The sequence below is a fragment of the Duganella sp. CF517 genome (assembly GCF_900110275.1).
Taxonomy (GTDB): domain Bacteria; phylum Pseudomonadota; class Gammaproteobacteria; order Burkholderiales; family Burkholderiaceae_D; genus Rugamonas.
Genome location: NZ_FODC01000004.1, coordinates 270,083 through 283,129 on the forward strand (window position 1 = coordinate 270,083; position 13,047 = coordinate 283,129).

Annotated in this window: 12 protein-coding genes; 10 read left to right on the plus strand and 2 right to left on the minus strand. The window is 67.0% G+C overall.

Annotated features, from left to right (window positions below):
- The first annotated feature begins 88 nt into the window (after positions 1-88).
- The 5 genes from tsaB (at position 89) to BMX85_RS17310 (ending at position 4,526) form a co-directional block, all read left to right on the plus strand.
- Positions 89-802 (plus strand): tRNA (adenosine(37)-N6)-threonylcarbamoyltransferase complex dimerization subunit type 1 TsaB, encoded by a 714-nt coding sequence (tsaB, locus tag BMX85_RS17290; RefSeq protein WP_090320821.1) that lies wholly within the window; start codon positions 89-91, stop codon positions 800-802.
- Positions 799-1,269, plus strand: coding sequence for a ribosomal protein S18-alanine N-acetyltransferase (rimI, locus tag BMX85_RS17295; RefSeq protein ID WP_090320824.1), 471 nt, complete (start codon positions 799-801; stop codon positions 1,267-1,269). Before tsaB ends, rimI begins: the two co-directional genes overlap by 4 nt.
- Positions 1,266-2,279 carry a uracil-DNA glycosylase gene (locus BMX85_RS17300; RefSeq protein WP_090320828.1) on the plus strand — a complete coding sequence of 338 codons (1,014 nt, stop codon included), beginning with the start codon at positions 1,266-1,268 and terminating at the stop codon, positions 2,277-2,279. Before rimI ends, BMX85_RS17300 begins: the two co-directional genes overlap by 4 nt.
- Positions 2,272-3,252 carry a DUF1853 family protein gene (locus BMX85_RS17305; protein WP_090320831.1) on the plus strand — a complete coding sequence of 327 codons (981 nt, stop codon included), beginning with the start codon at positions 2,272-2,274 and terminating at the stop codon, positions 3,250-3,252. The genes BMX85_RS17300 and BMX85_RS17305 overlap by 8 nt, the downstream gene beginning before the upstream one ends.
- A gap of 449 nt (positions 3,253-3,701) precedes the next feature.
- On the plus strand, positions 3,702-4,526 hold the full coding sequence (locus tag BMX85_RS17310) for an FAD-dependent oxidoreductase (protein ID WP_218147365.1): 825 nt from the start codon (positions 3,702-3,704) through the stop codon (positions 4,524-4,526).
- 26 nt (positions 4,527-4,552) lie between these two features.
- Here BMX85_RS17310 and lplT read toward each other — a convergent pair whose 3' ends face one another.
- A complete protein-coding gene (lplT, locus tag BMX85_RS17315; protein ID WP_090320834.1) occupies positions 4,553-5,815 on the minus strand; it encodes a lysophospholipid transporter LplT in 1,263 nt (420 codons plus the stop codon).
- Positions 5,816-5,958: 143 nt separating this feature from the next.
- On the opposite strand from lplT, the gene alr reads away from it, so the two are divergent.
- The 3 genes from alr to BMX85_RS17330 all read left to right on the plus strand — a co-directional run bounded on the left by alr (position 5,959) and on the right by BMX85_RS17330 (position 8,838).
- Positions 5,959-7,062 carry an alanine racemase gene (gene alr / locus BMX85_RS17320; RefSeq protein WP_090320837.1) on the plus strand — a complete coding sequence of 368 codons (1,104 nt, stop codon included), beginning with the start codon at positions 5,959-5,961 and terminating at the stop codon, positions 7,060-7,062.
- A gap of 4 nt (positions 7,063-7,066) precedes the next feature.
- Entirely contained in the window at positions 7,067-8,443 is a 1,377-nt protein-coding gene (gene radA, locus BMX85_RS17325) for a DNA repair protein RadA (RefSeq protein ID WP_090320840.1), read from the plus strand.
- 134 nt (positions 8,444-8,577) lie between these two features.
- The gene (locus BMX85_RS17330) at positions 8,578-8,838 is read left to right on the plus strand and encodes a PilZ domain-containing protein (protein ID WP_090320843.1); all 261 of its coding nucleotides are present in this window, start codon (positions 8,578-8,580) and stop codon (positions 8,836-8,838) included.
- A gap of 22 nt (positions 8,839-8,860) precedes the next feature.
- On the opposite strand, the gene BMX85_RS17335 is transcribed toward BMX85_RS17330, so the two are convergent.
- Positions 8,861-10,048, minus strand: a complete 1,188-nt coding sequence (locus BMX85_RS17335) for a citrate synthase (protein WP_090320846.1) — start codon at positions 10,046-10,048, stop codon at positions 8,861-8,863.
- 90 nt (positions 10,049-10,138) lie between these two features.
- Between BMX85_RS17335 and BMX85_RS17340 the strand changes: the two genes are divergently transcribed.
- Positions 10,139-11,557, plus strand: a complete 1,419-nt coding sequence (locus BMX85_RS17340; RefSeq protein WP_373923796.1) for a CoA transferase — start codon at positions 10,139-10,141, stop codon at positions 11,555-11,557.
- An 86-nt stretch (positions 11,558-11,643) separates the two neighbouring features.
- A complete protein-coding gene (gene fliD / locus BMX85_RS17345) occupies positions 11,644-13,029 on the plus strand; it encodes a flagellar filament capping protein FliD (protein ID WP_090320852.1) in 1,386 nt (461 codons plus the stop codon).
- Positions 13,030-13,047 lie beyond the last annotated feature (18 nt).

Below are 13,047 nucleotides of genomic sequence, written 5' to 3' on the forward strand. Positions count from 1 at the left end.
CGACTGACAGCGTTCTCAGCGCCCAAAGGAACTATTCTACATGCCCGCGCGGGGTCGCGCCTGCCACCGGGCCGGGTTAAAATACGGGATGCCTATTATTCTTGCCATTGAAACCTCGTCCGAACTGGCCTCCTGCGCGCTGCTGCGGGGCGAAACCGTCACCAGCCGCGTGTCGTCCGGCGTGCGCACCCATTCCCAATCGATCTTGCCGATGATCCAGGAACTGCTGGCCGAAGCGGGCATCGCGCTGAAGGATTGCGACGCCATCGCCTTCGGCTCCGGTCCCGGCTCGTTCACCGGCGTGCGCACCGCCTGCGGCATCGCCCAGGGGCTCGCCTTCGGCGCCAGCCTGCCGGTGGTGCCGGTCGTTACGCTCGACGCGATGGCGCTCGCTTGCCGCCAGCGCCACGGCGCCGCCGACGTGCTGGCCGTGCTGGACGCGCGCATGGGCGAGGTCTACTGGGCGCAATACCGGTTCGAGGCCGATGCGGCCAACATCGCCGAGCCGGCCGCCGTGCTGCCGCCGACCTTGTCGGCGCCCGATGGCGTGCGGCCTCAAGGCAACCCCGCAGCTTGCGGCAACGGCTTGTCGGCCTATGCCGAGGCGTTCCCGGCCGGTGGCCATGCCGAGGTGATGCCGCACGCGGAACAGATCGCGCAACTGGCCAGCATCGCCTTCACCGCCGGCAAGACGGTGACGGCGGCCGAGGCGCAGCCGCTGTATCTGCGTAACAAGATCGCCTACACCCAGGCCGAGCGGCGTGACATGGCCGTCGCCAAGGCGGCGGAAGGCGTGGCATGACGCAGCTGTGGGACCTGGCGCGGTTGAACTACGAGCCGATGCAGAAGACCGACCTGGCCGAGGTGCTGGCGCTGGAGGAGAGCGTCTATCCCCATCCCTGGAGCATGGGCAATTTCGCCGATTCGCTGAGCAGTAACTACGAGGCCTGGGTGTTGCGCGACCAGGGCGGTGTGTTGCTGGGCTACTTCCTGCTGATGGCGATCGTCGACGAGGCGCATCTGCTGAACGTGGCGGTGTCGGCCGAGCGGCAGGGGCAGGGGCTTGGACGCCTGCTGCTGAACCAGGCGGTGGCGTGCGCGCGCGGACTGGGCATGACGTCGGTACTGCTGGAAGTGCGGCCGTCGAACCAGCGCGCGTTGAAAATTTACGAACGCTATGGATTTAAACAGATTGGTCGGCGCAAGGGATACTACCCGGCCGCCGACCAGCAACGCGAGGACGCCATCGTTATGCGGTTCGGAATATGAGTCAGACAGCAACCCGCAGCGCGATTTTCCTCGAGGAGATGGGCGTCGGCGCGCATTGGTCGCTGCGCAGCCGTCCGACCGCCCCGGCGCCGGGCGATGCCGCCGGGCCGGCCGATGAGCGGCTAGCCGAGGCCGAGGCCGACCAGGCCGCGTTCACGCGGGCGGTGATGCAGGCGGTAATGGAACCTACTGTGGCGGAACAGCCGCTGCGCGCGCAGCCGGTCGACGAACAGCCTGCTCGCGAGCAGCCGGCACCGGTAGCCGCCCGCGCACCGATGCCCGAAGCGGCGGCTCCGGCGAGCGCTCCACGCGCGGCCCCGGCGCCCGTTGTCGACGCCGCGCCTGCGGCCCCATCCGCGCCGCGCGCCGACATGGCCGCCGACGACTCGACCGCCTGGTTCGACGAGGCGCCGGTGCCAACCCGCGCCGCGCCGGTCAGCGACGAAGCGATCGCCGAGATGGACTGGGCGCAATTGCGCACCGCCGTCGCCACTTGCACCCGCTGCCAGCTGTGCGCCACACGCCGCAACGCCGTCAACGGCCGTGGTCCGACGGATGCGTCATGGATCGCGCTGGCCGCCGGTCCGTCGCGCCTGGACGAAAAAGACAACCAGCCCGTCGCGGGCGAGGCCGGCCAACTGCTCGACAACATGCTCAAAGCCATCGCGCTCAAGCCCGATGCGGACGTGTACGTGACCAATCTGGTCAAATGCCGCCCGGCCGCCGGGGACGGCGCCGACCGTCCGCCGACCATCGACGAATTGACCGCCTGTCGCCCGTACCTGCACCGCGAGTTGCAACTGACCGGGGCGTCGATGGCGATGACGTTCGGCCAGCACGCCGCCAAGGGGATGATGATGGGGCCGGCCGCGCGCGGCAAGGTGATGCGCTACGGCGACGCCGGGCTGCCGGTGGTGGCGACCTACCATCCGGACGACCTGCTGCGCCGCCCCGAAGACAAGGCCAAGGCCTGGGCCGACTTGTGCCTGGCGAAAGCGGCGCGTGACTAGGCAGCCGCCCACGCCGCCCGACACCGCGCCCGAGAGCTATCAGGCGCGGTTCGAGCGGCGCTGGGGCCACTTGACCCGTCCCCATGTGCGCGCGCTGGCCTGGCTGCTGGATGCGCCCGACCTGCTCGATCCGGGCTCGCCGCACTGGCAGGGCCGCATCGCCAGCGTGGGCGCGATGAGCCAGGACACCGCCGACTGGCTGGCCGCGCTGGAGCAGGACCCGATCCCGCTGGATGCGGCGCTTGGCGCCCGCCATTACTCCCGCCTGGGCTTATACGCGGAAAAGCTGATGGCCTTTTACTTCGCCGAGCACGGCAAGCTGGTCGCGCACGGCTTGCAGGTGCGCGCCAACCGCAACGACACCGTCGGCGAGTTCGATTTCCTGCTGCGCGACGGCGACGATCTGGTGCACCTGGAATTCGCCACCAAGTTCTATCTGCTCGACGCCGACAGCGCCGGGGACGGCTTCAACGGCTTGATCGGCCCCAACCTGGCCGATACCCTGGGCGCGAAGATGCGCAAGATTTTTGACAAGCAGCTGTCGCTGGCGCGCCATCCGGCCGCGCAGCCGCTGCTGCCGCAACCGGTGGCGCGCGCGCTGGCGCTGGTCAAGGGCTGGCTGTTCTATCCCGGCGTCGAGGCCGGGCGCGGCATGGCCGGCATCTCCCAACCCCACTGCAACGGTTTCTGGATGTCGATGGCGCAGGCGCAGAGCCTGCCGGGGGAGCGCTTCGTCATCATGCATCGCCTGCTGTGGCTGGCGCCGTTGAAGGCGTGCGAGGGCGCGCTGGATCGGAACGGCTTGCTGGCCGCGCTGGACGAGCAAATGGCCAAGGTCAGCGCGCCGGTGATGGTGGCGGTGATGCGGGAAACGGGCGGCTGGCTGGTGGAGGAGCGGCGCGGATTCGTGGTGCCCGACGATTGGCAAGCGCAGGCCGCGCAACGGCGCCAAGACGGCACGTTGCCGACGTAGAGCGGCTGAGCGGAGCGTTCGTCAGCCAACTGTGCGCCGAGGGCTCAACGATGGCGATAACGGCGTTCCGCCTAGCCAGTCCCGATCGGCGCCCGATTTGCGTATATAATGGAACAGCGTTCCGTATATTTCATAAGGCTACACCATGACTCCAGGCATCACCATCATCGGCGCCGGTCTAGGCGGCCTGATGCTCGCCCGCGTGCTGCATGTGCACGGCACTGCCGCCACCGTCTACGAGGCCGATGTATCGCCCGCTGCGCGTACCCAAGGCGGCATGCTCGACATCCACGACTACAACGGTCAGCCGGCTTTGAAGGCTGCTGGGCTGTACGACCAATTTGTCGGGTTGATCCATTCGGGCGGCGAAGCCTACCGGGTGCTCGGCAAGGACGGCGCGCTGCTGTTCGCGCAAGCCGACAATGGGCGGCGGCGGGCGGCCGGAGGTGTTGCGCGGCGAGCTGCGCAGGATACTGCTCGAATCGCTGCCCGCCGCCGCCGTCCAGTGGGGACGCAGACTCACCGGCATCGCCGCGCTTGCGGATGGCGAACATCTGGTGACGTTTGCCGACGGCACGCAGGTGACGACGCGCGTGCTGGTGGGCGCCGACGGCGCTTGGTCGAAGGTACGCCAGCTGCTGACCGACGTCAAGCCGGTGTATTCCGGTAAGACTTTCGTCGAAACGTTCCTGTTCGACAGCGATACCCGCTACCCTGAGAGCGCGCAAGCGGTTGGCGGCGGCTCGCTGTTCGCGATGGGCGAGGGCCAGGCCATTTTCGCGCACCGCGAGCCGAACGGCGTGCTGCACGCCTACGCGGCCGTGAATAAACCGCACGGCTGGGCCGCCGGTATCGACTTTAGCGATCGCGACCGGGCGCTGGCATGCGTCGCCGCTGAATTTGACGGCTGGGCGCCCGCGCTCACCACGCTGATCACCGCAAGTGCCACCGACCCGGTAGCGCGCGAGGTGATGTTCATGCCCGGCGAGCACACGTGGACGCGCACGCCGGGTGTGACGCTGGTCGGCGACGCTGCCCACCTGATGGTGCCGTCCGGCGAGGGGGCGAATCTGGCGATGTTCGATGGCGCGGAGTTGGCCAGGGCGATCGTCGCCCATCCGGGCGATATCGAGGCGGCGCTCGCAGCCTATGAGAAGGAGCTGTTCCCCCGCAGCGCGGTCGCCGCGGCGGAGGCCGTCGCCGGCTTCGACGTCTGCTTCGGGCCCGATGCACCGCAGAGCATGGTCGACGCGTTCGCCGGCGCCACCGCGTAAGCGGTCAGTGCCGGCACGGGATCACATCAATGCTTGGCTTCGCCGATCAGGCTGACCGAGTCGAACTCGCGCTGGTTGGCATGGTGCCTGCGCATGATGAAGAACATGGTGCCGGCCAGGAACAGGCCGAAGATCAGGATGATGATGTTCAGGTTCAGGTGGCCGCGCAGCATCAGCGAGTACGCCGCCAGCATCACCAGGATCGACAAATTCTCGTTGAAGTTCTGCACCGCGATCGAGTGGCCCGCGCTCATCAGCACGTGGCCGCGATGCTGCAGCAGCGCGTTCATCGGCACCAGGAAGAAGCCGCCCAGCAAACCGACCAGCACCAGCAGCGGATACGCCAGCATCACCGAGTTGACCAGGGTCATGCCCATGACGATAACGCCCATGGCGATGCCCACCGGGATCACCGTCAGCGACTTGCGCAGGGTGATCGAACGCGCCGAGATGACGGCGCCGGCCGCGACGCCGATGGCGACCACGCCGACCAGGCTGGTCGACTGCTCGTAGGTCAGCTTGAGCGTGCGGTTGGCCCATTCCAGCACAATGAACTGCAAGGTTTGCGCGGCGCCCCAGAACAACGTGGTGACCGCGAGCGAGATCTGGCCCAGCTTGTCTTTCCACAGCAGGTTGTAGCAGTTGGCGAAGTCGGTGACCAGTTTGATCGGGTTGCGTTCCTGGTGGCCGTAGCGGCAACCGGTGTCGGGGATGCGCGTGTTGAAGATCGCGGCGATGACATAGATGCCGACCACCACGCACAGCGCCGATTGGGTCGGCGTGGTGATGCCGGTGTCGATCAGCGGCAGGTCGAAGCCGAGCAGGTAGGACGAGACACGGCTGCCGACCAGCGCGCCGCCCATGACGGTGCCGAAGATGATCGACATGACGGTCAAGCCTTCCACCCAGCCGTTGGCGGCGACCAGTTTCTCGGCCGGCAGCAGTTCGGTCAGGATGCCATATTTGGCGGGCGAATAGACGGCGGCGCCGAAGCCGACGATGGCGTACGCGAGCAGCGGGTGGACATTGGCGAAAATTAGCATGCAACCGCCAACCTTGATCAGGTTGGAGATGAACATGACTTTGCCTTTAGGCATCGAGTCGGCGAAGGCGCCGACAAATGCGGCCAACAGTACGTAAAAGAGCGTAAATGAAAGCTTCAACAGAGGCGTGATCCACCCCGGCGAGTTCATATTGATCAACAGGTCAATCGCAACAAAGAGCAACGCATTATCCGCCAGCGACGAAAAGAATTGCGCTGCCATGATGGTGTAGAAACCACGATTCATTCTGGGATGCCTGAAAGCTTGTATTGGCTTGCTTTATACCACGCTTTGATCGGAACCCCCAAGAATTGAGCGGTGCGCTGCCGCCCGCTATTGGTGGGCGCACGGTAAAATACGGCTCCACCGTTTCCGATAAAGATAGCACTATGCCAAGGCCAACCGTCGCCACCATCCACATTGCATCCCTTCAGCATAATTTGGCGCGCGCCAAGGCAGCATCGCCCGGCGCCAAGGTGTGGGGCGTGCTCAAGGCCAATGGCTACGGCCACGGGCTGGAGCGGGCGATGCGCGGTTTCGCCGAGGCCGACGGCCTGGCGCTGGTCGAGGTCGACAACGCGGTGCGGCTGCGCGAGATGGGGTGGAAGAAACCGATCATGTTACTAGAGGGTTTCTTCGATCCCGACGATTTGAACACGATGGCCGGCTACAACCTGGAGGCGGCGGTCCACTGCAACGAGCAGCTGGAATGGCTGGAGGCGGCCCAGGAGGCGCTGACGGCGCGCGGCATCAAGCTCAACCTGCATCTGAAGATGAACAGCGGCATGAACCGGCTCGGCTTCATGCCCGACGCGTTCGCCGCCGCGCACGCGCGCCTGGTGGCGATTTCCTGCGCCGGCAGCATCACCTTGATGACCCACTTCGCCAACGCCGAAGACGCCAAGCACCTGTTGCTGCCGATCGGCGAGCAGATCCGCCGCTTCGAGGCCGCCGCCGCCGGCTTGCCGGGCATGCGCAGCCTGTCGAACTCGGCGGGCGTGCTGCGCCAGGACGAGCTGGTCGACATCCTGCGCAACGACTGGGTGCGGCCCGGCATCATGCTGTACGGCGGCACGCCGGGCGGCAAGTCGGCCGAGGAATACGGCCTGCTGCCGGCCATGACGTTGACGAGCGAAATCATCGGCGTGCAACGGATCGCCGCCGGCGACGTGGTCGGCTACGGCAGCCGCTTCCAGGCCGAGGGGCCGATGCGGGTCGGCGTGGTCGCCTGCGGCTATGCCGACGGCTATCCGCGCCACGCCCCGGTCGACACCCCGGTGCTGGTCGACGGCGTGCGCACCCGCCTGGTCGGACGCGTGTCGATGGACATGTTGACGGTCGACCTGACCGACCTGCCCGAGGCCGAAATCGGCAGCAAGGTGACGTTGTGGGGCCGGGGCTTGCCGATCGACGAGGTCGCCAACGCGGCCGGCACCATCGGCTATGAGCTGATGTGCGCGCTGGGCCAGCGCGTGGCCGTGGTCGAGGACTGAGCGGATGGCCAAGGCTAAAACCAACTACACCTGCACCGAGTGCGGCGCCACCTCCACCAAGTGGACCGGGCAATGCTCCGCGTGCCAGCAGTGGAACACGATGGTGGAAACGCTGATCGAGACCGGCGGCAACAACCGCTATTCGCAACCGCAGCACATGGCGCTGGCGCAAACCGCGCCGGTGCTGTCGCTGGCCGATATCGACGCCATCGACGTGCCGCGCTTCGGCACCGGCATCGAGGAGTTCGACCGCGTGCTCGGCGGCGGGCTGGTGGCCGGCGGCGTGGTGCTGATCGGCGGCGACCCCGGCATCGGCAAGTCGACCCTGCTGTTGCAGGCGCTGGCCAATCTGTCGCATTTGAAGAAGGTCTTATATGTCAGCGGCGAGGAATCCGGCGCCCAGATCGCGCTGCGCGCCAAGCGCTTGCAGGTCGACGCCCGCGATCTGAAACTCCAGGCGGAGATCCAGCTGGAAAAAATCCTCGGCACGCTGGCCGACCTCAAGCCCGACGTGGCCGTCATCGACTCGATCCAGACCGTCTATTCAGACGCGCTCAGTTCGGCGCCGGGATCGGTGGCGCAGGTGCGCGAATGCGCGGCCCAGCTGACCCGGGTCGCCAAGCAGACCGGCATCACCATCATTCTGGTGGGCCACGTGACGAAGGAGGGCGCGCTGGCCGGTCCGCGCGTGCTCGAGCACATCGTCGACACCGTGCTGTACTTCGAGGGCGACAACCATTCGAGCTTCCGCCTGGTGCGGGCGATCAAGAACCGCTTTGGCGCCGTCAACGAACTGGGCGTGTTCGCCATGACGGAGAAGGGGCTCAAGGGCGTGTCGAACCCGTCGGCGCTGTTCCTGTCCCAGCACGACAACCAGGTGCCCGGCTCCTGCGTGATGGTGACGCAGGAGGGCACGCGGCCGCTGCTGGTGGAGATCCAGGCGCTGGTCGACGCCAGCCACCTGCCCAACGCGCGCCGCCTGTCGGTCGGCCTGGAGCAGAACCGGCTGGCGATGTTGCTGGCGGTTTTGCATCGCCACGCCGGCATCGCCGCCTTCGACCAGGACGTGTTCATCAATGCCGTTGGCGGCGTCAAGATCACCGAGCCGGCCGCCGACCTGGCGGTGCTGCTGGCGATTAATTCGTCGATGCGCAACAAGCCGCTGCCGCGCGGCTTCGTCGTGTTCGGCGAGGTCGGCCTGGCCGGCGAGATCCGGCCGGCGCCGCGCGGCCAGGAGCGTCTGCGCGAGGCGGCCAAGCTGGGGTTCTCGATGGCGATGATCCCGACTTCCAATGCACCAAAGCAACCAATCGAGGGCATGACGATTATTGCGGTCGATCGCATCGATGATGCCTTCAATAAGCTGCGCGAAATCCAATAAGGATGTATTGTTATGTGTTGTAATCTGCAATAGTGCTTAACACGTAACATTATGTAACTAAAGGATGGAATAAATTGTTAGTCGATCAACGGTCAGTCGCGCGCAAGATCGTACGCGCCAAAGCAGTCGTGGTGATGGATGGTATGCCGCCTCAGCAGGGACGCACCATCGACCTCTGCGCCACCGGGTTGTCGCTCACGTTCGACCACAAGCTGGCGGTCGGGCACACGGGGCAGGTGACGTTTGAGCTATTCCTGGACGGCAAGGGCCAACTGGTCAGCAGCCGCGCCAAGGTCACGTATTGCATCTTCAGCGGCGATCATTTCAAGATCGGCTACCAGTTCGTCAATCCGGACGCCGCCACCACCAGCGTCGTCAACAAGTTCATCCGCTGATTTGCCCAACCAGGTTGTTCAGCTAGTCCACCAGGCCGGGCCCGACATACCGGGCGCGCGGCCTGATCGGCCGGTTGGCTTGCACCTGCTCCAACGCATGGGCGAGCCAGCCGACGCATCTTCCCAACGCAAACAAGACAAACGGCGCCTGCCGCGGCAGGCCGCACGCGGCCGCCAGCGCCGGCAGCGCGAAGTCGACCGTGGGCAGCTCGCCCGCCTGCGCTTCGGCCTCGGCCGCCAGTTCCGCATAAGGTTGTAATTCGGGCAGTATCGTCAGCATGGCGCGGGCGCGCGGGTCGCCTTCCGGATAAAGCTTGTGGCCGAAGCCGGGCAGCGGCCTGCCGCCCGCCAGCCATTGCGCGACGGCGGCGCGCGCGCCGACTTGTCTGGCGAGGGCCAGCAGGCGGGCGAACTGCGCCGGAGCGCCGCCGTGCAGCGGACCGCTCAGCGTGGCGAAGCCGGCCAGCACGCCGGCCGCCAGCGACGCGCCGGTCGAGACCGCGACGCGGGTGGCGAAGGTGGACGCGTTGAGCTCGTGGTCGGCCATCAACACCAGTGCGCGGCGGATCGGGTCTTGCCGGTCCGGACAATGCCAGGCGTGGGCCAGGCGGGCGCTGATGGTCAGGCCGGCGGCGCGCGGCAACGGTCCGGTGATGGCTTCGGTAAGCGTGGCCAGGATGGTGGCGGCGTCGGCGTGCAGCTCGTTCAATGGCCGGGCCAGCGAGGGCCGGGCGCCGCCGGCCAGGGTCGCAAGGGCGAGCAGGCCGGCGGCGAGGGCGCCGGCTTCGGCCGTTCCAGGCGCGGCGGCTCGGCGCGCGGCCGCCGTCGCGGTGGTGGCGGACAGGGCGGATTGCAGTGTCGACGGCGCGCATTGCCACAGCAGTGCGGCGATGTCTTCCAGCGTCGCCGATTGCGCCAGTGTCGCCGCGTCCCGCCCGCGATACAGCAGCTTGCCGTCCGCCGCCGTCGAGATCGACGATGGCAGTACCGGGTCGCCCCATTGCATGGCTTGCGCCGACACCGCGTCGATTTTACGGCGGCCGTTGGCGCGCCTTGCCATGCGCAAAATGTCATCGCGGTGGTACAGGCTGCGGCGCGGATCGGCGTCGTCGGCCTTGGCGCGGATTTTGCCCCGGCTGACGTTGGCATACAGCGTTTGCGGGCGAACGTTCAGGACGTTCAGGGCTTCGGTGGCGGTCATCCAGACCATGGTCGCTTCCTATGTTGACGGTTCAAGTCAAGATTGACGCGTGACGCGCGCAGGTTCAAGCTGGCCAGCATATCAAGTTCTGGAGCGTTCATGTCTTCCCAAACGTTTGCTATCTCGCGTCACATGCTGCAGGCGGCGTCGTCGGCGCTGGCGCTGTCCGGCAACGCGCCGGACGCGGTGCGCTTCGACGGCGCCGGCGCGCTGCCGTCCCGGTACGCCGTCTCCGATCTGGCGGCGGCGTCGGTTGGCGTGGCGGGGCTGGCGCTGCGCCAGCTGATCGTGGCGCAAGGCGGCGACGCGGCGCCGGTGCGGGTGGACCGCCGCCTGGCGTCGCTGTGGTTTGGCTGGTCGATCCATCCGATCGGCTGGGAGCGTCCGCCGCTGTGGGACGCGGTGGCCGGCGATTACGCCACCGCCGACGGCTGGATACGCCTGCACACCAACGCCATCCATCACCGCGACGCGGCGCTTGCCGTGCTCGGCTGCGCGGTCGATCGCGACGCCGTGACGCGCGCGGTGGCGGGCTGGCGCGGCGACGCGCTGGAAGCGGCGGTGGTCGGCAACGGCGGCTGCGCGGCGGCGATGCGCACGGCGGCGCAATGGGCGGCCCATCCGCAAGGCATCGCGGTCGGCGCCGAACCGCTGGTCGCGCTCGAGACGCGGGCGCTCGATGGCGGCGCCGCCCGCGGCTGGCGCGGCGCCGCCTCGCCGGGGCGCCCGCTGGCGGGACTGAAAGTGCTGGACCTGACGCGCGTGCTCGCCGGTCCGGTCGCCACCCGTTTCCTGGCAGGCTACGGCGCCGACGTGCTGCGCATCGATCCGCCCGATTGGAACGAGCCGGGCGTGATTCCCGAGGTGACGCCGGGCAAACGCTGCGCGCGGCTGGATCTTCGCCAACCGGCCGACCGCACCATCTTCGAGGCCTTGCTGGCCGAGGCCGATGTGCTGGTGCACGGCTATCGTCCCGCCGCGCTGGAACGCTTGGGTTACGGCGAGCAATACCGGCGCGCGCGCAATCCCGCGTTGATCGACGTGTGCCTGGACGCCTACGGCTGGACGGGCCCGCTGGCGGCCCGGCGCGGCTTCGATAGCCTCGTGCAAATGAGCTCGGGCATCGCCGAGCATGGCATGCGGATGCAGGGTGCCAACAAACCGGCCCCGCTGCCGGTGCAGGCTCTGGACCACGCCACCGGCTACCTGATGGCGGCCGCCGTGCTGCGCGGCGTGCTTTACCGCTTGGCCGACAACCGCGCGATGGGTGCGCGGCTGTCGCTGGCGCGCACCGCCAAACTGCTGACCGACACCGTTTATGATGAGGGAGCGCAACCGCTGGCTGCGGCCGGCGAGGCCGATTTGTCGGCGCTTATCGAGCATACCGAGTGGGGCGCGGCGCGACGTCTGTTGCCGCCAGTGGTGATAGGCGGCGCGCCAATGGCGTGGGATCGCCCGGCGGCCTCGCTTGGTTCGTCGGCGCCGGCGTTCTTGAGCTTACGAAATGTTTCAATATAGATTGGACGGTAAATCCTGTTCTGTTCGCCGTATCGGTTATCCTGACCATATTGCATACTATGTAATCATCCAGGCAGGAACACATCATGGCGACTTCGATCAACTCCGCGACCAGCGCCGCCAGCACGGCGGTCTCGAGCGACATCTACAAACGCGTCGAGCAGACCATGACGGCGCAAAACGGTGCCGCGACCAAGCTCAATGCGACGCTGGTGCGCGACCAGACCAAGCTGTCTGGCCTGGGGCAGCTGCAAAGCGTGCTCGCTGAGTTCCAGACGCTCGCCGCGTCCCTGACCGGTAGCGGCTTGAGCACCAGCGCCGCCAGCTCGTCCAAGACGGTGCTGACGGCGACGTCGACCGGCGCGGCCAAGGCCGGCACTTACGCGATCGATGTCAAGCAGCTGGCGCAGGGCCAGTTTCTGACCAGCGAGGAATTCACCTCCGCCACCACCAAGCTCGGCAGCGGCGCCGCCACCACCGTCAAGATCGACTTCGGCACCGCCGGCGGCGAAAAAGGCTTTGTCACCAACGGCACGGCCAGCAGCAAAAGCATCACCATCGACAGCACCAACAACACGCTCGAAGGCATGGCCGCCGCGTTCAAGGCGGCCGGCGTGGACGTCAAGGTGGTCAAGGGCGACGACGGCAAGTTTTCGCTGGGCATCGCCGGCGAGAGCGGCGCGGCCAACAGCATGCGCATCAGCGTCAGCGGCGACGCCGCGCTCAAGGGCTTGCTGGCGTTCGATCCCGACGGCGGGCAAAAGGGGCTGAAGCAGGCCACGGCGGCGCAAAACGCCATCCTGACCGTGGACGGCAAGGACGTCACCAGCCCGACCAATACGCTGGCCAAGGACAACGGCATCGCCGGCGCCACCTTGACGCTGACCGGCACCGGAAAATCCGACGTGACGATCAAACAGGATTCGAGCCAGATCGGCGCCAACCTGAAGTCCTTCGTGGCCGCCTACAACGATCTGAACAAGAAGTTGCAGACGCTGCAGCAGGGAGCGCTGAAGGGCGATACCGCGATCGGCCAGGTGGTCAGCCAGATGAGCATGCTGCTGAAGACGGGCGGCGGCAGCGTGTCGATTTCGGCGCTGGGTGCGGCCGGCGTCAGCCAGGATGCCAAGGGCAATATGGTGGTCGACGACAAGAAGCTGCAGGCGGCGCTGACGGCCGATTCGTCGTCGGTGGCCAAGCTGTTCACCAACGACGGCAAGGGCATCGCCGATTTGATGTCGTCCAAGGCGTCGGCGTTCACCGCCTCGACCAGCGTGATCAGCAAGGAAGCCAAGCAGATGAACACCGAAATCGCCAGCATCAACGGCAAGCGCGCCGTGCTGACCAAGGCGCTGACGGCGCAGGCCAACGCGCTGGTGGCGTTGTACTCGGCCCAGGCGCAGACCGGCGCCGGCAGCGCGATCAACGGTTCCAGCGGCGGCACCGGCACGTTGTTCGATATGCTGGGCTGACGATCGGGGTCGACGATC